Origin of the sequence: Burkholderia sp. Z1 (genome assembly GCF_014893795.1) — a bacterium.
Lineage (GTDB): Bacteria > Pseudomonadota > Gammaproteobacteria > Burkholderiales > Burkholderiaceae > Burkholderia > Burkholderia theae.
Window position 1 is genome coordinate 540,766 of record NZ_JACFYL010000003.1, and the last position, 25,246, is coordinate 566,011.

The 25,246-nt window shown below is 63.6% G+C and carries 23 protein-coding genes; 12 read left to right on the forward strand and 11 right to left on the reverse strand.

Going from position 1 to position 25,246, the window contains the following annotated elements:
- Positions 1-183 precede the first annotated feature (183 nt).
- From H3H55_RS34750 to H3H55_RS34785, 8 genes are all read right to left on the reverse strand, one after another.
- Complete coding sequence (locus tag H3H55_RS34750) at positions 184-717, reverse strand: toxin (RefSeq protein WP_193102709.1); 534 nt, start codon at positions 715-717, stop codon at positions 184-186.
- Between the two features lie 87 nt (positions 718-804).
- Positions 805-1,485: a MarR family winged helix-turn-helix transcriptional regulator gene (locus tag H3H55_RS34755; RefSeq protein ID WP_226800689.1), complete on the reverse strand. Its 681-nt coding sequence runs from the start codon at positions 1,483-1,485 to the stop codon at positions 805-807.
- Between the two features lie 113 nt (positions 1,486-1,598).
- A complete protein-coding gene (locus tag H3H55_RS34760) occupies positions 1,599-2,546 on the reverse strand; it encodes an alpha/beta hydrolase (RefSeq protein ID WP_193102710.1) in 948 nt (315 codons plus the stop codon).
- Between the two features lie 5 nt (positions 2,547-2,551).
- Positions 2,552-3,379: an SDR family NAD(P)-dependent oxidoreductase gene (locus tag H3H55_RS34765; RefSeq protein WP_193102711.1), complete on the reverse strand. Its 828-nt coding sequence runs from the start codon at positions 3,377-3,379 to the stop codon at positions 2,552-2,554.
- Positions 3,380-3,390: 11 nt separating this feature from the next.
- Complete coding sequence (locus H3H55_RS34770) at positions 3,391-4,659, reverse strand: Rieske 2Fe-2S domain-containing protein (RefSeq protein WP_193102712.1); 1,269 nt, start codon at positions 4,657-4,659, stop codon at positions 3,391-3,393.
- A gap of 24 nt (positions 4,660-4,683) precedes the next feature.
- Positions 4,684-5,985 carry a Rieske 2Fe-2S domain-containing protein gene (locus H3H55_RS34775; protein WP_193102713.1) on the reverse strand — a complete coding sequence of 434 codons (1,302 nt, stop codon included), beginning with the start codon at positions 5,983-5,985 and terminating at the stop codon, positions 4,684-4,686.
- Positions 5,986-6,029: 44 nt separating this feature from the next.
- Positions 6,030-7,028: a PDR/VanB family oxidoreductase gene (locus H3H55_RS34780; RefSeq protein WP_193102714.1), complete on the reverse strand. Its 999-nt coding sequence runs from the start codon at positions 7,026-7,028 to the stop codon at positions 6,030-6,032.
- A 32-nt stretch (positions 7,029-7,060) separates the two neighbouring features.
- Positions 7,061-7,558: a bacteriohemerythrin gene (locus tag H3H55_RS34785; protein WP_226800690.1), complete on the reverse strand. Its 498-nt coding sequence runs from the start codon at positions 7,556-7,558 to the stop codon at positions 7,061-7,063.
- Between the two features lie 244 nt (positions 7,559-7,802).
- Between H3H55_RS34785 and H3H55_RS34790 the strand changes: the two genes are divergently transcribed.
- The 3 genes from H3H55_RS34790 to H3H55_RS34800 all read left to right on the forward strand — a co-directional run bounded on the left by H3H55_RS34790 (position 7,803) and on the right by H3H55_RS34800 (position 11,804).
- A complete protein-coding gene (locus tag H3H55_RS34790; protein ID WP_193102715.1) occupies positions 7,803-8,951 on the forward strand; it encodes a porin in 1,149 nt (382 codons plus the stop codon).
- A gap of 313 nt (positions 8,952-9,264) precedes the next feature.
- A complete protein-coding gene (locus tag H3H55_RS34795) occupies positions 9,265-11,001 on the forward strand; it encodes an AMP-binding protein (RefSeq protein ID WP_193103115.1) in 1,737 nt (578 codons plus the stop codon).
- Between the two features lie 14 nt (positions 11,002-11,015).
- Positions 11,016-11,804 (forward strand): enoyl-CoA hydratase/isomerase family protein, encoded by a 789-nt coding sequence (locus H3H55_RS34800; protein ID WP_193102716.1) that lies wholly within the window; start codon positions 11,016-11,018, stop codon positions 11,802-11,804.
- A gap of 237 nt (positions 11,805-12,041) precedes the next feature.
- Here H3H55_RS34800 and H3H55_RS34805 read toward each other — a convergent pair whose 3' ends face one another.
- Positions 12,042-13,133 (reverse strand): hypothetical protein, encoded by a 1,092-nt coding sequence (locus H3H55_RS34805; protein WP_193102717.1) that lies wholly within the window; start codon positions 13,131-13,133, stop codon positions 12,042-12,044.
- A 520-nt stretch (positions 13,134-13,653) separates the two neighbouring features.
- Positions 13,654-15,351 carry a M4 family metallopeptidase gene (locus tag H3H55_RS34810; protein ID WP_193102718.1) on the reverse strand — a complete coding sequence of 566 codons (1,698 nt, stop codon included), beginning with the start codon at positions 15,349-15,351 and terminating at the stop codon, positions 13,654-13,656.
- Between the two features lie 1,012 nt (positions 15,352-16,363).
- Here H3H55_RS34810 and H3H55_RS34815 point away from each other — a divergent pair.
- Together H3H55_RS34815 and H3H55_RS34820 are read left to right on the forward strand one after the other, a co-directional pair.
- Positions 16,364-17,053, forward strand: coding sequence for a hypothetical protein (locus H3H55_RS34815; RefSeq protein WP_193102719.1), 690 nt, complete (start codon positions 16,364-16,366; stop codon positions 17,051-17,053).
- An 88-nt stretch (positions 17,054-17,141) separates the two neighbouring features.
- Positions 17,142-17,372, forward strand: coding sequence for a hypothetical protein (locus tag H3H55_RS34820; protein ID WP_193102720.1), 231 nt, complete (start codon positions 17,142-17,144; stop codon positions 17,370-17,372).
- Positions 17,373-17,650: 278 nt separating this feature from the next.
- Here the strand turns inward: H3H55_RS34820 and H3H55_RS34825 are convergent, their stop codons facing one another.
- Positions 17,651-18,487 carry an alpha/beta fold hydrolase gene (locus tag H3H55_RS34825; RefSeq protein ID WP_129518139.1) on the reverse strand — a complete coding sequence of 279 codons (837 nt, stop codon included), beginning with the start codon at positions 18,485-18,487 and terminating at the stop codon, positions 17,651-17,653.
- 107 nt (positions 18,488-18,594) lie between these two features.
- On the opposite strand from H3H55_RS34825, the gene H3H55_RS34830 reads away from it, so the two are divergent.
- From H3H55_RS34830 to H3H55_RS34860, 7 genes are all read left to right on the forward strand, one after another.
- Positions 18,595-19,125: a MarR family winged helix-turn-helix transcriptional regulator gene (locus tag H3H55_RS34830; protein WP_129518138.1), complete on the forward strand. Its 531-nt coding sequence runs from the start codon at positions 18,595-18,597 to the stop codon at positions 19,123-19,125.
- 92 nt (positions 19,126-19,217) lie between these two features.
- A complete protein-coding gene (locus tag H3H55_RS34835) occupies positions 19,218-20,174 on the forward strand; it encodes a LysR family transcriptional regulator (RefSeq protein WP_129518137.1) in 957 nt (318 codons plus the stop codon).
- Positions 20,175-20,365: 191 nt separating this feature from the next.
- A complete protein-coding gene (locus H3H55_RS34840; protein ID WP_129518136.1) occupies positions 20,366-21,295 on the forward strand; it encodes a TauD/TfdA family dioxygenase in 930 nt (309 codons plus the stop codon).
- Complete coding sequence (locus tag H3H55_RS34845) at positions 21,292-22,767, forward strand: AMP-binding protein (protein ID WP_193102721.1); 1,476 nt, start codon at positions 21,292-21,294, stop codon at positions 22,765-22,767. Before H3H55_RS34840 ends, H3H55_RS34845 begins: the two co-directional genes overlap by 4 nt.
- Before the next feature lie 13 nt (positions 22,768-22,780).
- The gene (locus H3H55_RS34850) at positions 22,781-23,407 is read left to right on the forward strand and encodes a thermostable hemolysin (protein ID WP_129518134.1); all 627 of its coding nucleotides are present in this window, start codon (positions 22,781-22,783) and stop codon (positions 23,405-23,407) included.
- Positions 23,408-23,464: 57 nt separating this feature from the next.
- The gene (locus H3H55_RS34855; protein ID WP_129518133.1) at positions 23,465-24,655 is read left to right on the forward strand and encodes a multidrug effflux MFS transporter; all 1,191 of its coding nucleotides are present in this window, start codon (positions 23,465-23,467) and stop codon (positions 24,653-24,655) included.
- Positions 24,652-25,086: a DoxX family membrane protein gene (locus H3H55_RS34860; RefSeq protein WP_193102722.1), complete on the forward strand. Its 435-nt coding sequence runs from the start codon at positions 24,652-24,654 to the stop codon at positions 25,084-25,086. Before H3H55_RS34855 ends, H3H55_RS34860 begins: the two co-directional genes overlap by 4 nt.
- Positions 25,087-25,246: the final 160 nt, after the last annotated feature.

Here is a 25,246-nt window from a genome sequence, read left to right on the forward strand (position 1 = left end):
TACGCCCGGCGATGGGTTCCGGCAAGTGCCCGCGGCTAGTGGATTGCACGGTGTCCAGGCCTTTCAGTCAGACATCCTGATATATCGCAACGTGATATTTAATGGCTGTTCGCCGCGACAAGGACGACGGACGAGGGTGGCGTGATGTTCAAACCGAACACGCGCGCGGATGCCGCGTCGCATTCACCCGCCGCTGCGGGCATGCATGTCGATGAACGCGCGGGTACGCGATGGCTCGGTGATTTCCGTCCACTGCAGATGCGCGAATTTCGGATCGTTGCGCAGGGTGGCGAACTTGACACGGTTCTTGTCGAACGTGGTGTATGACCACAGCAGCACCGAATCTCTGGAGCAGAACGCCATCCGCAGCGACTCCCGGTTGCCGTGCGAAAGCTCGGTGCGCATGAGCCCGCGGCTTACCGTGCGCCAGAGCACGCGGGAGAACACCGTCCATCGCCCGAAGTTGAGCCAGACGACGTGCGTGGCCCTCGACCAGAGCACGTCGCGTACGGCGCTGTAGTTCCCGTCGGCGACCCAGCGGTCGCCGGCCGTCGCGGCAAGCACCGCGTTCTCGAACTGCTCGGGCGGCACGGCTTTCCAGTCGAGGCCCCAGTAGAGTTGATCGAGTTCGATGTACGGGCAGCTCGCGGCAGCCGCCAGCGCGCTGGAGAAAGTGGATTTCCCCGACCCGCTTGTTCCGACGACGACGAAGCGCATGTGTTTGACCGCGGTGGAATGGCGAGGCCGCGTATTGTGCCTGATGTGCCCGATAGATCCCGCTACACGCGCCGGCCGGACCGCCGCTTACTTGCCGCCGCGCGGCGCGCGACGCGTTGGCTTGGCCCGCGCCGCGGGTGGCGCGCTGTCCGTATCGTCGGCGTCCGGAAGCACCAGGTCTTCCATCAACGCGAGCGTGCGCAGGCAGAAATCGTTGCCGGCTTCGCGCTCGGCATCGGAAAAATGCGCCATCGCCGGTGCGATCGACGATTCGTTCGCGAGCTTCACGACGGCCTTGTCGACGACGTCGAGCCCCTTCCGGGTGAGGTGGACGATGAATCCGCCGGCATGGCCGGGATCGGGCTGACGCTCCACCATTCCGAGGCTCGCGAGGCGGTCGATCTTCTTGGTGATCGCGCCCGACGTCACGAGCAGCGCGCGGTACAGATCGGTCGGCCGTTTCGCATACGGGTGCCCGCTGCGGCGCAGCGCGAGCAGCACACGCATGTCGGACCCGCTGATGCCCCACATGCGCTGGCACATCTTGTCGAACGACTGCTCGACGAGGGTGCCGATCCGCATGAAGTAGATCGCCATCAGGAAATTCGACAGGTCGAGTTCGCTGTGCTCGTGCTGCCATTGCAGCGTGATCAGTTCGATCAGGCTGTGACGCGGCAGGCTCGCCTTGGGAGCGGATTCCGTCTGCGCCGGCGCTGCGTTCTTGCCGGTTCGGTTGCGGGCGGGCTGCTTTGCGTCTGCGGTGCTCATCTCGATGGCTTCCTTGGAAGGGCGTGCGACCGGATCGATCGTAACCGGGCTATGACCGGCGTGGCTGACCGCCATTGTACGTAAGTTTCCCGGTCGCACGTTCGCGTCGCTCGCTACCCGGCGTGTACGGCCGCACGCAGCATGTCGGCCACCTGCCGCTGGGCCAGGGTGGCGGCGCCGACCTCGCCGCGCATGCCGTAAAACGTGTGCAGCATCCCCGTATAACGCACGCACGTCGTCGCCACGCCCGCTTCGGCGAGCTTGCGCGCATAGGCTTCGCCGTCGTCGCACAGCACGTCGCACTCGGCGGTGATCACGAGGGCCGGCGGCAAGTCCGCGTGACTGGCCGCATGGAACGGCGACAGCGTCCAGACCGACGGCGACACCCCGTGATCGAGCGCGTACTCGCGGAACGCATGCGCGACGTCGGCGGTACGCTGCACGAATCCTTCCGCATAAACGGACCGCGACGCGTGGTGCTGCGTGGCGTCGGTCGCCGGATACACGAGCGTCTGCGCGAGGATGCGCGGGTGTGCCTGCTCCCGCGCAAGCAGGCACACGACGGCAGCGAGATTGCCGCCGGCCGATTCGCCGAACACGGTCAGCCGCCCGGTCGGCAACCCGTGCTCGTGCCCATGCTCGGCTACCCAGCAGGTCGCCGCCCACACGTCCTCCAGCGCCGCCGGGAACGGATGCTCGGGCGCCAGCCGATAGTCGACGCTGATCACGGCCAGCCCGGAATCGTTGGCCAGGTGTCGGCACACGGCGTCGAAACTGTCGAGATTGCCCATCCGCCAGCCGCCGCCGTGAAAGGCCATCGTCACGCCGACGGCGCCGTCGGGATGGTAGACGCGCACCGGAATGCCGCCGTCCGGGCCGGGAATCGCGAGGTCGAAAACCTTGTCGACGCGCGGGCCGGGCGCCCGCGTGGCAGTGCGCGCGGCGATGCCGGCGCGCGCATCGTCGGCGCTCATCTGCGCGAGACTCGGTCGCGCGGCGGCCGCGTCGGCAAACGCACGCAGCGACGGATGAATCAGGTCGCGAGGCGAAGGTTGAGTCATTTGGCTCATGGCGTAGGGGTTGCCGACGGGGCAAACGTGATGGCGGGAATGGCGGCCTTCACGCCGAGGCCGCCGTCGACCGTGACGATTTCACCGGCCATGTGGGCACTCAGGTCGGACGCGAGGAACAGCAGGTGGCCGGCGATTTCCGCGGGCGTGGCCGCCCGCCCGATCGGGATCGCTTCACCGACCCGCGTCCAGGTCGCTTCGTCCAGCCGCTGGTTCAAGCGCGGCGTGCGCACGAACCCGGGAGACACCGCGTTGATGCGCACGTTGTACGGCGCATACTCGACGCCCGCGCAGCGGACCAGATGGTGCAGCGCGGCCTTCGACGCCGCATACGCGACCTCGCTCGGCACCGCGCGATCGCCGGCGAGCGAGCCGACGAACGCGAACGTGCCGCCGCCATCGGCCTTCATCAGCTCGCCGCCGATCTGCAGCGCGAGATACGCATGGCGCACGACGATGTCGAATTGCTGATTCCACGACGCATCGTCCACGGCGGCCAGCGGCTTGATGCCCGCGACGCCGATGATGTCGACCACACCGTGGATGCGGCCGAAGTGCTGGCGCGCCGTGTCGAACACGCGCTGCATGTCGTCGCGCGACGTGGCGTCGGCCGCGCATGGCACGCCGTCGACGGCTTCGGCGATGCGGCGCGCGAGTGTTTCGTCGCGATCGACGCAGAGTACGCGTGCACCGGCCTGCGCGAGCGCATGAACCGTCTGCTCGCCGATGCCCTGGCCGGCGCCGAGCACCACGAAACCGCGCCCGTCGAGTCGCAGCAGGGACAGGTAGTCCGGCGTATCGCTGCGGGTTTGATCGTTCGTCATCAAGGTTCTCCTCACGCTTCGATGGTGTCGCGATGCGTCGGCAGCAGTTCCTGCCACGCCGCATCGTCCGCGAGCGGCCGGTCGCACGCGCTGACGCCGCGCAGATCGAGCCCGAGCGCCGGCGGTGGCTCGTTGTTCATCACACGCTTGACCGCTGCCAGCAGCGCACGGCGCACCCGCACGACGGCCTGGTCCGCGGGCACCAGATGCTCGCGCGAACGGTCGTAGAGCGGCCCCTGGGACAGCCCGATCGTCGCGTCCTCGACTTCGACGCCGCGCAGGCCGGTCCAGTTTTCCTTCATCCGCTCGCGGCTCTGGCCGAACGAATCGGCCCAGCTCGCGTTGAACGTGCAGTTCTGACGATCGTAATACTTCGGATCGTCCAGGCCCAGCAGTTCGATGATCTTGTCTTCCGTGACCGGCGAATCGCCGTGCACGACGATGTAGGTGCTCGTGTGCGTGTCGTCTTCCGGCACTTCGAGCACGGTGAACAGGAACGCCGGCGCGGGAATGATGCGGCCGTACGGCACGATGAACGGCACGACGCGCGCGTTGCGCACGCCCGGCTCGTCGGTCTTGCGCAGCGCGACGTAGTGAAAGCCGAACGCGGTGTCCTCGATCTTCAGCGACGGTTCGAGATCGTTCGACGCGAGCGCGGCCGGATTCACGACGTCCGGATTGCGCGTGAACGCGTCGTCCTTCCAGCCGGGCCGCGCCATGTTGGTATGCAGCACGCCGACGTGCGAGCTGTCCTCGCCGCCCTCGACCAGTTGCAGGTAGTTGCACGCGACGTTGATGCGCAGCACGACGCGATGGTTCGGTGCCGCATCCATGAACGCGTAGCGCGAAAACGCGGGCTCCAGTTCCTTCGGGCCGACATAGGCCCACACGATGCCGCCGGCCTCGCGCACCGGAAACGCGGGCGCCTTCATCCGCGCCGCGTATTTCGGGTCTGCGTGGTTCGGCGTTTCCAGCACGGTGCCGGACACACTGAATTTCCAGCCGTGATACAGGCAGCGAATGCCGCCTTCCTCGACACGGCCGAGCGCGAGCGACGCGCCGCGGTGCATGCACAGCTCCTCGAGCAGGCCGACCTGGCCGTTCGAGTCGCGGAACGCGACGTACTGCTCGCCGAGCAGGCGCACGCGCAGCGGCGCGCAGTCCGGGTCCGGCAATTGGGCGGACGTGCAGACCGGGTGCCAGTAACGTCGCATCAATGCGCCGCCGGGCGTGCCCGGACCGACGCGGCACAGCATTTCGTTATCTTCGTGACTCAACATGTCGAACTCCTGTTTCAGACTGGGTTATGCGTTGCGCTGCGTGCGGGTGCCGGAAGACGACACGATCCGGTGGTGCGGAACCAGCTGTCGCCAGTCCTCGCCCGGGCCGATTTCGCCGGACACGCCGATCGCACGGCCCGATTCGGCGCGCAACGCCGGAATGTCCTGCTGATCGCGCTCCGCGCGCGCGCACGCGAGCAGCGTGCGATGCAGGCGGCTGATCGCGAGATCCGCGCTCGACAGCATTTCCTGCGACCGGTCGCGGATCGCGCCGCTCGAGATGCTGCATGCGGCGTCTTCCTGCGTGATGCTGTCGAATCCGGTGAAGTGGCCGTCGCGCTGTGCATGGCGATCCTGGCGATAGCCGTTGACGAACGACATCGCCGCCGGCGAGTCGCAGGTGTCGAGCGTCATTCCGTATTTGCGCAGCGTCGACTCGTCGAGGCCCACGAACTTGAGCTGCGCGCTGCGCAGCGGCTCTTCGCCGACGCGCTTGTCGGCATCCCACCACACGTGGAAGAAGTAGCAGCGCTCGTCATTGATCGGCACCGCGGCGAGCCACACGTCGCCGTTCGCGTTGGCGATGAAGCCCGGCGTGATGAACGACGTGACGCGGGCGATGCGGTTGTCGCCGGCCTGGCGGATCGCGACGTAGTGAAAGCCGAAATCCGTCTCGTCCGCTTCGATCGCAGGGGCCGCGTCGAACTGCATGTGCGTGATCTTCCCCGCATAGTCCAGATCGGAGTCGTTGGTCTGGGCCAGCGCGGAGCTGTGCAGCACGGTCAGGTGCGACGAGTCGACGAGCCCTTCGATCACCTGCACGAAGTTGCAGTTGACGATCGCGCACACGTTGATGCGATGCGCATCCGGCTGATCCATGAATGCCCGGTGCGGGAACGGCGGCGCGTTGCCCGCCGGGCCGAGATACGCCCACATCAGGCCGCCCGCTTCGCGCACCGGGTAGGTGCGGCCCCTGATGCGATCCTTGAATTTCGGATCGGGAACGTTCGGCGTTTCGAGCACCGTTCCGTCCACCGCGAATTTCCAGCCGTGATAGATGCAGCGCAGGCCGTCGCCGTCTGCGCGGGCGAGCTGCATCGACGCGCCGCGGTGCAGGCAGCCTTCGTCGTAGAGGCCCGGCCGGCCGTCCCGGTCGCGCCAGACCACGAACCGCTGCCCGAGCAGCTCGATCGTTTTCGGGTCGCCGTCGGGCTGCGGCAGATCGGACGACTGGATCACCGGCAGCCAGAAGCGGCGCATCGCATTGCCCATCGCGGTGCCCGGGCCGGTGCGGCACATCAGTTCATTGTCCTGCTTGGTCAACATGTGGATTCCCTCGTTGCAGTGTTCAGGGGTCGCGGGCGGCGGCCTCAGAGATCGAGTACCAGCCGTGCAGTCTTCGCACGCGAGCAGCACGGCATGAAGCTGTCGTTGCGCGCTTTCTCGTCGTCGGTGAGATAGAGATCCCGATGGTCGGGCTCGCCGGCCAGCACCTTCGTCATGCAGGTGCCGCAAACGCCTTGTTCGCACGACAGCGGCAGGTTGAAACCAGCATCCAGCAGCGCATGCGCGACGCTTTGGTCGGCCCGCACCTGGATCACTTCTCCGCTGCTGTGAATTTCGATTTCGAACGGACCGTCTTCGTCCGACGGCTCGACCGGCGCCGCCGCGAAATACTCGCGGTGCAGATGCGCGTCGTCCCAGCCGAGCGTGCGCGCGGTCTGCAGGATGTGATCCATGAAGCCCGTCGGCCCGCAGACATACAGATGCTTGTCGGCCGACGGCGAGCCGATCGCGGCACGCGCGTCGAGCTGCTGCTCGGCCGGGCCGTCGTCGACGTGAACCTGCACCCGTGCGCGCGGATCGTCGACGGACGCCATCTGCTGCACGCGCTCGACGAATGCCATCCGCGCCAGCGAGCGGCCGCAGTAGTGCATCGTGAACGGCCGGTGCTCGCGCGCCAGTTGCTGCGCCATGCTGAGGATCGGCGTGATGCCGATGCCGCCCGCAAACAACAGCGACTGCTCTGGGCCGCGGTGCAGCGCGAAGTGATTGCGCGGCGCGCTGATCGACAGCGTGTCTCCCGCGCGGACGTCGTCGTGCAGGCTCGCGGATCCGCCGCGCGATTGCGGATCGCGCAGTACGCCGATGCGATAGCGCGACGGCTCGCCGGGCAGGTCGTACAGCGAGTACTGACGCACGAGCCCGCTTGGCAGGTGCACGTCGATATGCGCGCCCGCTTCGAAGTCGGGCAGCCGATCGTCCGACAGCGACGCGAATTCATAACCGACGATGTCGTCGGCCAGCCACGTCTTCGCGGATACGCCGACTCGCAGCAGCGCGTTCGGTGAGAGAGGGTTCTGTTCCATGATGAGCATTCGAATGAAAAAGGGGGCGTGCGTCACGCCGCGACCGCAAGACGGCGCCGGATGACCACCGGGGCCGCGCCCAGTTGTTGCTGAACGAGCCAGCGCGCGAGCCCCTGGTCCATCACGCGCACGTGCTCGGGAAACCATCCGGCCAACGCGCGGGCGAATGCACGAACGACCTGCGGCCGGCCTTCGGCCAGCGCGGCGCGAACCTCGTCGATCGACCGCAGCACGGCTGCGTGCTCGTCGATATGGCAGCCCGCGGAACCATAGGCCGTGTCGCGCATCGCGGCATCCTCGTCGCCGAAGTGGTGGTGCGCATGCGCGGCAAACGCGTCGAGCGCACGTTCGAGGTCGTCGTCCGGTGTCGTGAGCAGCGCATTCACGCACGCGACGAATTCGTGGTGCGTGTCGTCCATTGACTCGTGACCGAGCGCGTAGTCGTCGCTCCAGACGAAGCCGGCGGTGTCGGCCGGCGACGGCATGCTCCGGGGATGAGCGGCCGCCTGATGATTTTCTGACTCTTTCATTTTCCTGTCTCGCCACATGAATCGGATCAGACGAATCTCATTCGTCTTCCGTGGAAGATAGATAACGATGAACCAAAAGTCGAGGTAGGGAAAACTATGATGGGCCGGAATTTCCCGCAAATCGCCCGTACAAGCGCCGCTTCGAGCGAGCATAGGGTAACTCACGACCCGGCTGTCGGTTGACATGGAAGATGTGTGATTACTATCTTCCGTGGAAGACATGAATTACATGGAGGCAGCAAAAATGAGTCTGCGGACAAATGGGTTTGGAGAAGGGTTAACGCGACGCAACGCGGTCTGGCTCGGACTGTCGACGCTCGCGATGTGCGCGTCGGGAGCGGCGCACGCGCAATCGAGCGTGACGCTGTACGGGATCATCGATACCGGCGTCGAATACGTGACGAACGTCGGTCCCCAGAAGCAGAGCGTGGTGAAGGTGCCGCAACTCACCGGGTCGTTGCCGTCGCGGTGGGGCCTTCGCGGCAAGGAGGATCTGGGCGGCGGCCTGAGCGCGGTCTTCGTGCTCGAGTCGGGCTTTTCGCCGGGGCAGGGGACGCTGAACCAGAGCGGCCGCCTGTTCGGCCGGCAGGCGTACGTCGGGCTGTCGGGGAGGTGGGGCACGCTGTCGGTCGGCCGTCAGTATTCGCAGATCTATTGGGCGATACCGGGCGATACGATGGGGCCGAACATCTATGCGGCAGGGCTGCTCGACACCTATCTGTCCCAGGCGCGCCTCGACAACACGATCGTCTACAGCATTACGTCGTCCGGCCTCACCTTCGGCGTCAGCTATTCGCTCGGGCGGGACGCGGTCGCGCCCGCGGCCGCAGGCGGATGCGCGGGCCAGTCGCCGACCGACTACCGCGCATGCAAGTCGATCTCCGCGATGCTGAAATACGAGGCGGACAGCTGGGGCATCGCCACCGCGTTCGATCGCAATTATGGCGGCGGCGGGCCCGACTCGCCGCTGCCGTACAGCTCGCAGACCGACACCCGAGCCGTCATCGACGGCTACGTGAAGTTCGGCACGGCGACGATCGGCGGTGGCTTCCTGCACCGCATCAACCACGGGGAGATGGCGCCGGGCGTGTTCAATGCGAGCAGCAATTACTGGTGGCTCGGGGCGACCTATCTGCCGGTTCCGAGCATCGTCCTCGACGCGCAGTTCGGCCATCTCACCGTGAACGGATACGACGCCGGCGCCTCCGTGATCGCGGCGCGCGCGATGTATCTGCTGTCGAAGCGCAGCTCCGTGTACGTGACGGCGGGGCGCATCTTCAATCAGCGCGACTCCGTGCTCACGATCGACGGCGGCACCGCGGGCACGTCTTCGTGGCCGGCGCCAGGCGTGGACCAGACCGGGGTGATGGTCGGCATTCGCCATATGTTCTGAAGAAACGGTGCGCGCGTCGTTCGTGCGGGTCGCATCACGGCGAAGACGGTTTACGAGCTTCCATAGATGACGTTATCTCGTCTTTCGAGAGCGTTCGCGCACATCGTTCCACTCGATATCCCGGGTTGAAATTGTATATTTCTCCGCAATTTAAGGACCATTCATGCGGAAACCACCTCTCACCTCGATACGGGAAAAATCCCGTCTTGACATCTTCCTGGGAAGATACAATGATGCACTCCAGAAACGGATCGGACGAAGCCCACGCGCGAGTCGTGGCAAGCGTTGCGCCGGTGAAACTCTGGAGACACGAATGAAGATGCAGCCTGGAACATCCGGGCCCGGCGACGTTGCGACGCTGCCGGTCAATGGACTGTCCTACGTCAAAGGCGCCACCGGCTCCGCGTTGAGCGAACTGACGGTGCCGGCGCTGCTGGCCGAGACCGTGAAGCTTCACGGCGAACGTCCCGCCGTCGTATTCCGCGCGCAAGGCGTGCGCTGGAACTGGCAGGCGTTCGCCGACGAGGTCGATGCGATGGCCGCCGGCCTGCATGCGATGGGGCTGCGCCGGGGCGACCGGATCGGCATCTGGTCACCCAACCGGTTCGAGTGGACCGTGACGCAGTTCGCGACTGCCCGGCTCGGCCTGATCCTGGTCAACGTCAATCCGGCGTATCGGCTCGCGGAGCTTGAATACGCGCTGAACAAGGTGGGCTGCAAGGCCATCGTCGCGCCCGAGTCGTTCAAGACGTCCCGCTACCTGGACATGTTGCAGACCCTGGCTCCCGAGCTGCAGCACTGCGCACCCGGCGAATTGCGTGCGGCAAGGCTGCCCACGCTGCGATGGGTGATTCGCATGGAGGAGGTGCGCACGCCGGGCATGCTGACGTATCGGCAGGTGCTTGAGCGCGGCGCGGACGTGCCGATGGACGAGCTGGATGCGATTGCCGCGTCGCTCGATGCCAACGACCCGATCAACATCCAGTTCACCAGCGGCACCACCGGCGCCCCCAAGGGCGCCACGCTGACGCATCGGAACATCATCAACAATGCACGGTTCGTGGCGGCAGCCATGAACTTGCGGGTAACGGACCGGCTGTGCGTGCCCGTACCGCTGTATCACTGCTTCGGCATGGTGATGTCGGTCCTCGCGTGTACGGCGAGCGGCGCGTGCATGGTGTTTCCGGGCGAGGCGTTCGATGCGTCGACCACCATGGCGGCCGTGAGCGACGAGCGTTGCACCGCGCTGCACGGCGTCCCGACGATGTTCATCGCGCAGCTCGACCACCCGGATTTCGCCCGCCACGATTTCTCCAGCCTGCGCACCGGCATCATGGCCGGCGCGCCGTGCCCGATCGAGGTGATGAAGCGGGTGGTCGCGAACATGCACATGACGGAGGTCACGATTGCCTACGGCATGACGGAAACCAGCCCGGTGTCGTTCCAGAGCGCGACTGACGATCCGCTCGACAAGCGGGTGTCGACGGTCGGCCGCATCCAGCCGCATCTCGAGTGCAAGGTGGTCGATGCGGACGGGAAGGTCGTGCCGATTGGGCAGACCGGCGAACTGTGCACCCGCGGCTACTCGGTCATGCTCGGCTACTGGGACGACGACGCGCGCACGCAGGATTCGATTCGCGACGGCTGGATGTTCACCGGCGACCTCGCGACGATCGATGCCGACGGCTACTGCAATATCGTCGGACGCGTGAAGGACATGCTCATTCGCGGCGGCGAGAACGTCTACCCGCGCGAGATTGAGGAGTTCCTGTTCCGCCACCCCAAGGTGCAGAGCGTGCAGGTATTCGGCGTGCCCGATCAAAAGTACGGCGAGGAGATCTGCGCGTGGATCGTGCTCAAGCCGGGCGAGGATGCGTCCGAGGACGAGATCCGCGACTTCTGCCGGGACCAGATCGCACACTTCAAGATCCCGCGTTATATCCGCTTCGTCGAAGACATGCCGATGACGGTGACTGGAAAGGCGCAGAAGTTCGCGATGCGCGAAAGCATGATCCGGGAACTCGATCTGAATACCAGCAAAACTGCCTGATCAAGGAGACAAACATGAAATCCGTCCGTTTCGAACGTCACGATTCCGTTGGCCACATCGTGCTCGGCAACCCGCCGCTCAACCTGATTGCCACCGCGTTTTCCGAACACCTGAGCGACGCGATCCACGAGGCCAGCGAAGCGAACATCCGCGCGCTGCTGGTTCGTGCGGAAGGCCCGAACTTCAGCCAGGGCGGCGATATCCTCGATTTCATCGACAAGGAATTCAACGCGTGGCGCACCTTCATCAGCGACATGCATCACGCGTATCGCAAGATCGAAGCACTGCAGATTCCGACCGTGTGTGCGGTGCGCGGCCGGGCCTGGGGCGGTGCATTCGAACTGGCGCTCGCATGCGACCTGGTCGTGGCGGCGGACAACGCGTCGTTCCGCTGCATCGAGCCGTCGGTCGGCACGATACCCGTCTGCGGCGCCGTTCAACGGATCGCGGAACGTGCGGGGCCGGCGCGTGCGGCACGCTACGTCATGTTGAGCGAGGTGATGTCGGGTACGACGGCGGGTGAACTGGGGATCGCCGCGTTCGTGGTTCCGGAAGCCGATGTGGAAAGCGCTGCGCAGGATCTGGCGATCCGGCTGGCGAATGGCCCGACGCGCTCGTATGCGGCCATCCGCGCGCTGCTGAAAGCGTGGTCGGCAGGCGGTGTGCCGGGCGCCGACCAGGTGGTGCTCGATCTCGGGATGCCGCTGCACAACACCGAAGATGCGCGACGCGGACGCACGGCGCGCGTCGACGCGATGCAGCGGGGGGTGGAACCGGAGCCGGTGGTTTTTTACGGGCGGTGATGCGAGGTTGAATGGCGCGTCGGCGTACGCGGTGCGGATGCGCTCCGGCTCCGTGCCGACTGAAGAGAAAATCAAGCGCTCAATCTGCCGCCGACGGGTTCCGGTTCGGTCCGCGGCGCGCTACGACGCCAGACGCTGTATCGCGCCTGGCGTCCACAGCGTCGCTTGCGTCTCGGCTGGCAAGCCGGGCCGTTGCCCGAACCCGTTACTCGCCAGCCGAACACGGATTGCTTCCGCTCACTTGAGCGACACCACCATGTTCTGCGTATTGCCGACGCGGACGTAATCGAAGTTGAGGAGATTGTCCGTCGATTGCGGTACGCCGTCGACGGCAACAACTCGCTTGCTCAGCATGGCCAATTTCTCGAACGCGCTTCCTACGCCATAGAGGGTGAATTTGCCGTTGCTCTTGGATCGCGGGGTGGACTGAAAATTGAACAGCCCCTCGGGGTATTTTGTATCGCTCATGAAATCGAAAGGCTTTCCTCCGGAATACGTTTCGAATTCCACATTGGCATCATGAGCGATGGAAAATGTTGCCGTCGACGCATTGTCATAAAAATCGACCGAGTCGGTGACGAACCTGGCATTGGCATTGTCCTGAGCTGCGACCCCAACCCTTCTGCGCAAGATGATCCTCTTGCTCTTCATCGAGCTCCTTGCACTCTTTCCGAAGGCGAGCCGCGATTCGGCGATTTCCATCGTGCCGCCCGTTGATTCCATGTCCAGCGAATAATCGCCGCCCGGAAGCTGGGGCAGGAGCGTCGGCGCAACATAATATTCGCTGAACGTCAGCACGATCTCTTCGGCCCGGACATTCACCGAGGAGCCATCCCTGACATGCAACTTCTTGGTGCTGGCGTACATTCGGCAGTCGACGTGATAGCGGCTGGTGCCCGCCATTTGCACATCGAGGGGCAGGTCGACATTCACACCGAGCACCGGCGGGACAGCGCCACCGGCATTCACCGTATCGAAACGACTGACCTCGAACGAAGCGTCGAGAATCCTGAGGTTGACGAACGCATGACCGACAAACTTTTGTGTATATGGCCCCATCGTGAAATCGACGCCCTTCGAAACACTGGACAATCCGCGCATGATGAGCGCACCGCTACGAAGATCGATTTCGACCGGTGGGATCGTGTCGTCAACACTTCCGCCCCACACTGACGACTGCCTGGAAAACAGTGTCAGCCTTCCGGCGGGGGCGATCATCGAGAAGGATTTGCCAGCATCCTTGTCAAAGGAGGCCGCGCTCGATTCATGCTGCCCCGGAATGTTGTAAATCTGGTTTTCATGGGGATTCCAGGTGAAGATTTCCGGCATGATTTTCTCCTGATTCATTCGAACGAAATGTGCGGGATTGTCGAATTTCCACGCATCAATTTCGAAGCCAAATGAAAGATGACTGGCGGTTGAGCAGCTCTATCCGAAAAACCCGAAAATGGGAGACTTTCGAATGAGTGACGCCAATATAGGAGCGCCTTTTTCCGGAATCGATTACACCCGATTACACAGGGCGTCACGCCGGCGGGGCCCGCATGTGCGCGCAGGTCGCCTCAGACCAAGGATCATCACCGTCCGGCAACGGTCGAGGCGTATCGAAGTCGCCGCGCGGCGGCTATTTGAATCGGGCACCGGCATCCCGCCGGCGTCAGTTTCGCGAACCCGAAGTCCCGCCGCACGGATGAATCGTCCGTCGATCAGCGGCCTACAATCGCCGGCCGCTGATCGACACCTGCCTTTCTCATGCCTGAGCGTCGCGCGACCTCGATCGGCTCGCTTTCCGCCGAAACGAAGCACCGCCACGCGACCTCCGGCGTTCAACACACCCACGCAAGCACCATCAATTCACCCCGACCGCACTCCATGCGCGCGCGACCGTTGCGCTCTCGGCCGAGTTCGCGCCATACAGGTCGTTCGCCGCCTGGATCGACGCACGCCGCGCGTTCGGGTAGCTCGAGTTGGCGTTCAGGTACACGGTCAGCGTCCGGTACCAGATCTTGCCGGCCTTCTCGCGGCCCAGGCCGCTGAAGGTCGTGTCGCCATTGCAAACCAGTTGCGTCCTCGACAGACCGGTATCGGTCGACGGCACCACCGGGCCTTCCGACAGCAGGTAGAAGAGGCGGTTGCCGACGCCCGACGTGAAGTGCGGATCGTGGCGCGGATTCGACCACGAGAAGCCGCCGGACGGATAGCAGCTGAACGACCGGCCATCGAGATCCTGCTTGTACATCTTGCGCAGGCCGCCGCTCACCACGCGCGCACCGATCACGTAGTTGCCGGGATCGTTCGGGTTGTTCGCGTAGAACTTCACGAGCGTGCCGAAGATGTCCGACGTCGACTCGTTCAGGCCGCCCGCGTCGCCCGAATAGTTCAGGTTGGCGGTGGCCTCGGTCACGCCGTGGCTCATCTCGTGACCGGCCACGTCGACCGACACGACGGGCTTCGGCAGGCTCGTGCCCGGCTGGCCGTCGCCGTACACCATGATGTGCGACGGCATCCATGCCGCGTTCGCACCGGTCGTGCCGCTGCCGGTGTCGAACACCACGTGCGCGAAACTCTTCACGCCGCGCCCGTCGTTGAAGATGCCGTTGCGGTTGTGCGTCGTCTTGTAGTAGTCCCAAGTTAATGCGAGACCATAATCGATGTCGGCGGCGACGGTCTGCCGGTCGGTGGTCGTGTTGTTGCCCCACACGTTCGTGCTGCTCGTGAAGATCGGCAGATCGGTCGCTTGCTCGACGTCCTCCGCGATCAGCCCGCGGCCGTCGTACACGGAGCCGCTGCCGCGATTCGGATCGAGCATCCGGTACGCGTTCGTGCCGGTCTGGTCGGTGGTCAGCGTCAGCGAGCCGTAGTACAGCGAGCGGCCGGTGCCGGTCGCGGCGGCGGTCTTGATCAGGTCCTGCGCATCGAGCACGGTGCCCGTGCGCGCGTCGACGTAGTACAGCACCGCATCGCCGTGCGTGTCGGTCGACTTGCCGTATACGCGCACCGCATACGCCAGCGTCGGCGTGACGTCGCGTGCGAACACGACGAGTTCCGCTTCGTCGACACGGCGCACGTCCGAATTGAAACGCGCGGCAGCGATGCGCTTGACCCGGGCCGCACCCACGTCGGGCGCATTGCGCACCACGAAGCGGTCGCCGACCTTGCCGATCTTGCCGGCGAGATTGACCGGCGCGGGCTGGGTCACGCTCGCTTGCTTCAGTTGCCCCTTGCTCGAATGAACGACGACGTCGCCGCCGATCACGGGCAGCCCCGCATAAAAGCGGTCGAAGCGCACGTGCTCGGTGCCGTCGGGATCGACGATCACGTCGCGGACCTGGAACTGGTCGCCGTCCGTCGGCGCGCCCGCTTGCGGCGCCGCGAATTTCAACGTGCGTGCGGCACTGCCGGTAGCCAGGCTGAAAGCGGACGGGTTCTGCTGGATCAGTTGCAGCGCCTTGTCGACCGCGGCCGACTGGTCGCCGGCTTGGGCAAAAGCGCTGAGACTCGCAAGGGTAATCGCGGTGATGGACAGCAGACGAGACAGTTTCTTCATGTAATCCCCCAGATTGTGAATAAAAGCGTGAATTTCGAGGAATGCATCAAGCACCAACCTTGATATAAGACATGTCGCGAACCGCAGACGCATGCTAGAAGGTCGCTTCTATAATTACAAGATATTTTCTGACAGATTAATTTTTGACAATGAAGATGTTAATCAAGTCAGGATTTGGTGAGAAACATGAAATGATCTTGTCGGCCGCGTTGGCGTTATCGGCAACATCGCGCCGAAGGCGTGCGCGTGGCGAGCGTCGGGAGATTCGGGCGTGGAGCGGGGCGGGGCGTGACGCTGCTGGAGCGGAACGGGCGATTTGAAGCGGAACGACGACGATAACCGGAATCTTTTTTACTGAATAATGACTTTGATTGTTGCTTTTGCTTGCATCGAAATAAAATTGACACAAGATGCCGCGTTTATCATTTATGGCAGCAACTGTCTTTAAATGTGCAACGGACCTCCGGCATCCACGCAAGTGCGTCTGATGCAGATACCGCGCGGGCGATCGGATCTGCAGTCGAAACTACAAGACCCAGTGTTGACAAGAATGCCATCCGTTGTCTGGCGCGAAATTCCACATTGAATTAGAGATAAAAATAAGCAAATCCATATATGGGGTAAACGATAAGACGTTTGTCGCATTTGATTTAAAAAAAATTTCCTAAGATGATCTGGCGGGGATGCGCAGATTGGATTGTCGTCCGTCACTTAAAAATCATTACGACATCGGCCCTTTTTAAAAAAAATTTATTCGAAAATTTCACCCGAGCCTCGGGTAGTCAAAAACGGGGCGGAGAGACCTATTCCTGACGAAAATCATTCCGAGCATGAGCGCCAAATGCTTCCGAAAAGCATACGGCCCGAATCTCGGGTGAGGTGGATTTTGTTTGCCAAAAAAATATCGGATCGTCAATCGCGTATTACGGAGGCGCTTATGTAAAAAATCAAGCTATGGATGAAATATGTGCGTCGAGACACAAAATCTATCCTTCATCGTGGAGACCGGAAAATGCCTTCTTATTATGTCGATTTCAACAACGGCACCCAACAAACCTGGACGATGGCTGTCTATCAGACCCTGCCGAGTTCCATTGGATTGGAGAGCGTGTCGTGGAAACAAACGACCGTTCCTCAAAGCGGTTCCAGCGGTGTGACGTGGGATATTTTTTACAACGTCGCCATTGCCAATTACCAACAGATCGGCGGCATCGGGGTCTATAAAGCCAGTCAGACGTTGAAGGCGGAATTGGGGACGGCATGGGACTGCGTTTTCCAAGATAACGTCCAGCAACTGATCCCGGCGAGCGGATCCGTACCGGCCGATTCCATCCTCATCAATAACAAGTCGGCCAGTCTCGCGAACCTTGGCATCGGCATGAGCGGTCAAGGATCCGTGTACAAGAAGGGTGTGGTCAGCGGCGCAGCGGCTCAGTTCCAGGTGACGCCGACTTATTGGGTCGGCTTGTTCAATTCACTCGTCCTCGGCGAAGTGATCTCGAGCAACGTCGTCGTCGGGCCGCTACAGCTGACCTATCCTAGCGGGCTGAATCTCGCGACCGTCAATGCGACCATGGACGGCAGCACGATCAAGCTCAACATCACTTATGGCCAGCAAGTGGCCGTCGAAAACAATGTGGTGGAAAGGCTCATTGCTGCGCAACCGGCGAGATCCGGGCTTTTGCTCGAATACGATAACTAAACGGCCAGGACACGGTTGTTATATGAGAGATAGGCGCCGTAACGGCGCCTGTCTCTTTACCCGCCATTTTTCGATCCGGATCATCGACATGCGCACTATTGCCAAGATTCTCTTCCCGACCTTGTTGGCTTGCCTTGTTTTCAACGGAGAAGCCGGCGCCGCCCAAAAATCCTTCTGCTATTTCCATCACAATTGCCCCGCCGACGGAAAGCTGCCGAAAGGTCAGTTGCCCGAGCAATACACCAAGCGGCAGTGCACGAACGGAGGAGGAAAGAGCTGGGGCGACGGCCCGAAGAGCTGCGAGAACGTGAACGATTGATGCCGTCGGTGTTGAGGGCCGACTTCAGAGGGGATTTCGAAAACGCCGACGACGCTGCATTTCTGCTGGGCGGAACCGGTCGGTATGGGGAATCTTTCCTGTCACAACCGCTCGATCGTCGTGAAAAACTATCCGAGCGAAGCAGGCTGCGATTTGCTCGACCAACAAGGGGCCGCGAAGCGCCCCTTGTATTTTGACCGGGTGAGCGGGCGTGTCCACGAGTCGCCGGCCAATCCAAAACGCACAGCCACGCCCTGCATTCCGGCATGGCTCGACACTTATTGCGGGCACGTATCGCACGCCGCATCCAGCACCTCATGTCCCGCCAGGAATCGCAGGAGCGTCCAGTTGAACGTGCCGGCACGATCGACGTTCGGATGATGGCCGCTTCCGGGCAGCATGCCGAACCGGGCACCTGGAATCATTGCGGCAAGTCGTTGGCCTTCGATGGCCGGATGGATTCCGTCATCCTCGCTTTGCAGCACGAGTGTCTCGCTGCGTACGAGATTCAGTCGCCTTCGTACGTCGTAGCTCGCGATGCCGTCGCACAAGCGCGCGAGATAGGCGGGATTGGCCGCAGCCGCCTGTGCGTGTCCGATCTGATACGCGATTTCCCCGTCCTCCGATTGCGCGTACTCCGCGCTGACCAGTAACGGCCACATGTCCTCGAACCAGCGGATCGCACCGTCGTCGCGCTGGAATCCGGCTTTCCACAGCTCGAAACGGCGCACGGCATCGTCGGCGGTTGAATTCGAGAATCCGTTGCAAACGACCAGCTTCCCGACGCGCGACGGTGCATCGATTGCCATCGTCAGCGCGATCGCACCACCGAACGAGAGGCCCACCAGCGTCGCGCTGTCAAGACCGAGATGATCGAGGAGATGCTCCAGGGCGCTGGCCAGCGCCGGGGTATCGAGCGTGCGATCCGGATGAGACGATGCGCCGTGACCGGGAAGATCAGGCACGATGACGCGATAACCTGCCTGACGAAGGAACGGAATCTGCCGCGCCCATGCGCGGCCGCAGCTACCCAGATCATGAATCAGCACGATCGGAATGCCGCTGCCGACGTCCGCATAATAGATGTCGTGGTCTCTGAGTGATAGTTTTGTCAATTGTCTGCTCCAGTGACGTGCGCACGGGCGCCCTCGTGGTTATCTTAATATTGAGATATATTGATGACAAGCGCTCATCGAGCGCATCTTCGAATGAGAGGACATTCATGACCGTGCGGGGCCAGGAGGATCACGTCGACCACGTCGTTGCGCAATGGCATGGCCAGCGTCCGGAACTCGACGTCGCGTCGATGGAGATCTTTGGACGGCTGGCGCGGCTCGCGAAGCATTGCGAAAAGGCGCGCGCCGAAGCGCTGTCGCCGTTCGGCTTCAAGGAAGGCGAATTCGATGTATTGGCAACGTTACGGCGGGCGGGCAAGCCGTACGAGCTGTCGCCGACGCAGCTCTATCGCTCGCTGATGATCACGTCGGGGGCGATCACCAACCGGTTGATGCGGCTCGAACAGGCCGGCTTCGTCGAGCGCGTGCCGAATCCGCAGGACGGCCGGGGACTTGCCGTGCGGTTGACGAAAGCGGGCCTCGAACTGATCGACCGTGCCGTCGACGTTCACGTCGACACCCAGAACCTGTTGCTCGGCGGCCTGGACGGCGACGCACGTACGACACTCGCCGCGTTACTGAAGCGCGCGCTGCTTGCGCTGCCGGGCGAGGCACTGCCGCCGGACGGCGAGGATTAGCGGCGACAGGGGAGAGCGTACGCTCATGCGATATCTGGCCGGGTTTTGCGAGGGGCCTGAAACAGTGACAACAACAACGATCAGGAAATAACGTGCTCAACAACAACGTATTGCGCCAACTTGATCTGCAGGACGTGATGGTGTTCCTGTGCCTGTACGAACACAAAAGTGCGAGACGCACCGCTGAAGTCATGAGCATCAGCCAGCCGACCGTCAGTTATTGCCTGAAACGGCTGCGCAACTGCTTCCACGACGCGCTGTTCGACGTCGATCACGGCAGTCTCGTCGCGACGTCCAAGGCCGAGGCCATCGAACCTTATCTGCGTAACGTGATCGACGCCGTGAACCACTGCGCGGACATGGATGACGATCAGGTCGCCGCGTCGGCGCGCCGTGTCATTCGCGTCTGCGCACCCGAGTATTTCGAGCTGCTGCTGTTGCCGGGCGTGCTCGAGTCGTTCATGAAGCGTGGCCGGGAAACCTCGCTGGTCGTCGACCGGCTTGGCCGCGAACTGCCGGTCGAACGGCTGCTGGCCGGCGAAATTGATTTCGCGATCGGCTTTGGTCCCGGTTATCACCGGCTCCATCCCGACCTGCAATGGGAATCCGTCCTGTCCGACACGTTCGTGTGCCTGACCGCGTCGCGCACGCTTGCCCCGTCGACACGCGTATCGCTCGACGAGTTCTGCGACATGCACCACGTCTTTCCGACGCCGTGGATTTCCGAGCGGAACATGATCGACGGCTGGCTCGAAAAGCTCGGACGGTCGCGCAATATCGTCGCGCGAGCGAATACTTACCAGGCCTGCCTGAATATCGTCGCGCGGCTACCGGTCGTCCTGATCCTGCCGCGGCGCCTGATTCCGTACCTGTCGATTCCGACAGCGGTGCAGATTTGCGAGGTGCCGCTCGGCTTCCCGACCTTCACCCTCGACGTCATCTGGTCCACCCAGATGGAAAAGAACCCCGACATCCGTACGATGCGCACGCTGTTCAAGGATCTCGCGAGCGCGAACGCACTCGAGCCGGGGGAGTTGTCCCGCGCGTAGCAATCGACCCCGGCCGACGTCCGGTTTGTTGACGGTGAGGAAGCAAAGGCCGGCTTCCTTTCAAGACCCTCAACAAAATTTACATTCTCCATTTAATTTTTAAAACGGTCTGCCCAGCCGTGTCGGTAGATTGGTCAGTGTTCGACGAAGCCGCGCTTCGAACTCAAGACCAACCACACTGAGAGGCAACCATGATGGATGTAGTTGACGTAGTCACTGCGCAGGTTCAGCACAAACCATTGCCGCGTTTCGGCTTCGAGTTGATCGAAAGCCTCGAACCGGGCCAGAAGGCGATCGATCTTGTCGATACCGACCAGTTGTACGAGCAGCTCGCCCACTCGGGCGTCGTGATCTACCGCAATTTCGCGGACTCGCTCGAGGATTTCAACCGTTTCGTCAGCCAGCACTCGGCGCGCGTCACGTTCGACCCGGCGCGCAAGACCTCGACGGAAAACACCGCGGAGATCGATGCCGGCGCGCTCGAAATGGGCCTGCACCGCGAAAACGGCAACCTGCCGTTCACGCCCGACCTGCAATGGTTCTACTGCCTCGAGCCGGCGCGCGTCGGCTCCGAGACGACGATCTGCGACGGGCAGCGCGTGCTGCACGAACTGACGCCGGCCGTGCGTCGCCTGTTCGAGCAGCGCCAGATCAAGTATGCGCGCCGCATTCCCTGGCCGAACGTGCAGCGCTTCCTGAGCATCGAGCTGCAGGTGCCGGCTGACGAAGTGAACGACTCGCATCTCGAGGTCGTCAACCAGCGCGTGCGCGGCCAGCAGTATCGCCGTCTCGACCCGTTCCTCGTGTCGTCCGAGCGCGTGACCGACGCGATCACCACCAGCTGCTTCTCCGGCCGCCGCGCGTTCTGCAACTCGCTGCTCGGACCGAGCGTCAACTACGAGCCGCCGCTGATCACCTGGGCCGACGGCACCGACATCGATTTCGAGGTGTGGGACGAAATCAAGGACGTGACCGCCCGCTATACGTACGACCTGTTCTGGAACAAGGGCGACATCGTCGCAATCGACAACAGCCGCGTGATGCATGGCCGCCGCCGCCTCGCGGACACGGGACGCCGCATCTTCGGTGCCCAAAGCTATCGCAAGGGAGCCATCGCATGATCAGCGCACTCATCGAACGTCATTTCGCAGAAGCACCGAACCGCGTCGTCGTGAAGGAAATGGACGGCCGCGAATACTCGCTGGACGAACTGCGCGCGGACGTCGCGCGCATCGCCGCCACACTGCAGGACGTGTACGGCGACTGCAGCGGCCTCGTGTTCGGGGTCGCCGCGCGCTCCAGCTACACGTGGGTCGCGACGATGCTCGCAATCTTCCGCGTGAAGGCCGTGCTGCTGCCGGTACCGATCGAATTCTCCGACGAGCAGATCGGCAGCCTGCTGCACAAGGCGACCGCGATCTTCACGCAGGATGCGCATACCGCCTCGCGCATCGGCGCGATCCTGCCGGGCATCGCCTGCCTCGACGCCGCCAGCGGGCGCGACGCGTGGCCGGCAGCCGGCGCACGCGCCGGAGAGCGGATCGAGCCGGGCATCTGCGGGATCATCCATACGTCCGGCACGACCTCGAAGCCGAAGGGCGTGAAGATTCGCGACGAGGCCGTCGGCCTGCTCGTGACCAACGTGCTGAAACGTGTGCCGGCCGGCCCGCTCGACTACCTGTCGATCGTGCCGATGAGCCTGCTGATCGAGCAGGTGCTCGGCGTGTTCCTGCCGGTGCTGTCCGGCGGCTCGCTGACGCTGATGCCGGCGAACTACGCCGAGTATGGTTCGCGCAGCGGCAATGCACGCGACTACCTGGACCTGATCGCCCGCGTCGATCCGAACTTCCTGTACCTGCCGCCGAAGCTGCTCGAGGAAGCCGATGCACTGCTCGAATCGACCAGCGTGACGCAGCTGTTCGGCCGCCGCAACCCGCACATCATCACGGGCGGCGCGAAGATTCCGGCCACCGTGCTCGAATCGCTGGACAAGCGCGGCGTGCAGGTCTACGAGGCCTACGGGCTCAGCGAGAACAGCTCGATCATCTCGCTGAACTACCCGGGCCAGCGCCGCATCGGCTCGGCCGGCACGCTGCTCGACGGGATCCTGCCGGTGATCGTCGACGGCGAGCTGCGTGTACGCACGCCGACGCTCTGCGCGGGCTACTACAACTCGGACGACACGTCGTGCGAGCTGACCGACGGTTACCTGCATACCGGCGACATTGCCGAGATCGTCGACGGCTTCCTGTACATCACCGGCCGCAAGAAGCACGTGATCATCCTGTCGACGGCGCGCAACATCTCGCCGGAGTGGGTGGAGACGGTCTACAAGGAAAGCGCGCTGATCGACGACATCGTGGTGTTCGGTGAAGGGCGCGAGGAGCCGGCGGCGATCGTGCTGTCCGCGCACGACGAAGCGGCGGTGCGCGACGAGATGGCGCGGCTCGAACCTCGGCTCGCGGATTTCGCGCGGGTGCGGCGGGTCAGGGTGGTGACCGACATCGAGCGCTTCCGCAAGGACTACTACACGGTCACCGGGCGGCCGCGCCGCCAGCTGATCGAGCGCGACCACGCGGCGTCGCTGTACTGACCGGGAGCCCAACGTGCACATCGTACGAACCTTCCATCCGGGTCAGGGCGCCTATCGCCAGATCCAGCTCGCGGTCACGCAGCATTACTACCAGGCGCACGGCGCGCGGCCCGAGCCGCGGCCGGACCAGTTCTGGTGCCTGACCGACCGCGCGATGTCGTTGCCCGGCTATGCGTGCGTGGGGCTCAGCTGGGGGGACAGCGCGCCGCTGTTCTCCGAACACTACCTCGACGAGTCGCTCACGCGTCTGTATGGGCTGTCGCGCGCGGAACTCGTCGAACTCGGGCAGTTCTCGTCGTTCGGCTCGAAGGGCGCCGGGCGCTACCTGATCTCGAATGTGTTCCGCACGCTGGCCCAGCATCACTACCGGTACGTGCTGATGACGGCGACGGAGCGGGTGCGCCACATCGTGCAGTCGCTGCAGATCGCCTACGACGATCTCGGCCCCGCGTGCGTGAGCCGGGTACGTGACACGCATGTCGACTGGGGCACGTACTACGACAACGCGCCGCGCGTCATCATGGTGAAGATCGACGACCTGGCCGCCCGCAACGATCTGCCGATGTGGAGCCCGCTCGACGATGCACCGTCGGCGCGCATGCCGCTGAGGCAGGTCGAACTGGCCGCAAACGGTCACTGATCCCGACGGGCCGCACGCATGCGCGTCGGCCTGTCCCGTCATTTCAGGAACGTCCCCATGTCCGATTCCAAACGATACGAAAACTTTCTCGTGTTCCTGGCGCCGCTGATCAACAGCGTCGGCGGGATCGCGATCGACCTCTATGCGCCGAGCATCCCGGCCATCGGTCGAGAACTCAACGTCGCGCCGAGCATGATGCAGAACACGATCACGATCACGCTCGTGTTCTATGCAATCGGCCAGCTCGCATTCGGCATGCTCGCCGACTGGTGGGGCCGCCGCCCGTCGGTGCTGTTCGGCCTCGCGCTGTTCATCGCCGGCAGTGTGCTTGCGGTCGTCGCCCCGTCGTTCGAGGTGCTGATGATCGGGCGCGCGATCCAGGGCTTCGCGATCGGCTCCTGCCAGGTCGTCGCGCGCGCCGTGCTGGTCGACCGGCTGAAGGGCGACCGCTTCCGCGTCGCGATCGTCTATCTCAGCCTGGCGTTCGGCCTTGGCCCCGTGATCGCGCCGTATATCGGCGGACACGTGCAGGAATGGGCCGGCTGGCGCTGGAACTTCGTCGTCTACTGCGGGTACGGCCTCGTCGTGCTGTCGTTCGCGTTCGCCGGCCTGCGCGAGACGTTGCGGCCGGAACTGCGGCGCACGCCACGGCAAACCATCGCGGGCTACCGCGAGATCCTGTCCGATCCGCATTTCCTGTCGGCGGTCGCGATGCTCGGGATGAGTTTTTCCGCGTTCCTGATGTGGAACGTGATCGGCCCGTACATCGTGCAGTTCCGTCTCGGTCATTCCGCGTCGTATTTCGGCTCGACGGCGCTTGGTGTCGGGCTGTGCTACCTCGGCGGCACGACGCTGAACCGGAGCCTGATCCGCCGCTACAGCGGCGAGCAGCTGATGCGCGGCGGCATCGCGACGTTTGCCCTCGGGGTGGCCTGCGTGGCCTCGAGCGGCGGCGAGCTGATCCTGCTGACCGCGCTCGGCGGCATCATGCTGATTGCCTTCGCGCAGGGCTTCATCTTCTCCAATGCGATGGCCCGCTCGATGGCGCTGTTCCCGGGTCGGGCCGGCGCCGCGGCGAGCCTGCAAGGGTGCCTGATGCTGGCGCTCGGTTCCATCGTGTCAGGGGTCGTCAGCGCGCTGCCGATCGAAACGAATGCGGCGATCGCCGTCATGTTCGCGTGCCTGCTGGGCGTGACCATGGTCGGTTTCCGGCAACTGCATCGCCTGCATCCGCAGGTGGCGCGATGAAGACGGCCCTCGCGCTCGCGTTGCGGCTCGTGCTCGGCGCCTTCTGGTGCTGGGCCGGCCTCACGAAGCTGGCCGGACACTTCGATGCCGGGCCGTTCCTCACGGCCGCCGTCTCGCGCTCGGCGGCGGCGCCCGAAGCCGTGCGAAGCGCACTGATCGGCGCGATCGGGCACGTCGCGCTGCCGCATGTCGCGCTGGTCAATTTCGCCGTGCCCTGGCTCGAGCTGGCAGCGGGCGTGTCGATCCTGCTCGGCGTCGCGACCGCTTGGGGTATCGGCACGGCGGCCGCGCTGTCCGCGCTGTTCCTGATGTGCGGTGCCGTCAGCACCAACCCGTTGCTGCTGTTCGGCGCGGTCGTGCTGGCGATGTCGCATCCGTATGCTCGCGCGTGGACCCTTCACGCGTGGCGCTCGCCTGCTGCGACCCTCTGACCGTCGTAGCAGGTGCTTTTTTGGCCGCATGACCCGACGTCCCGGGCATGCGGTTTTTTTTGCGTCGGGCGCGCGAAATATTTAATCAGGAATTCAAAAAATTGACATCCGGCTCATGCCTCCCTGTCCAAACTGATGCCATGACAGACTCGATCGGGAA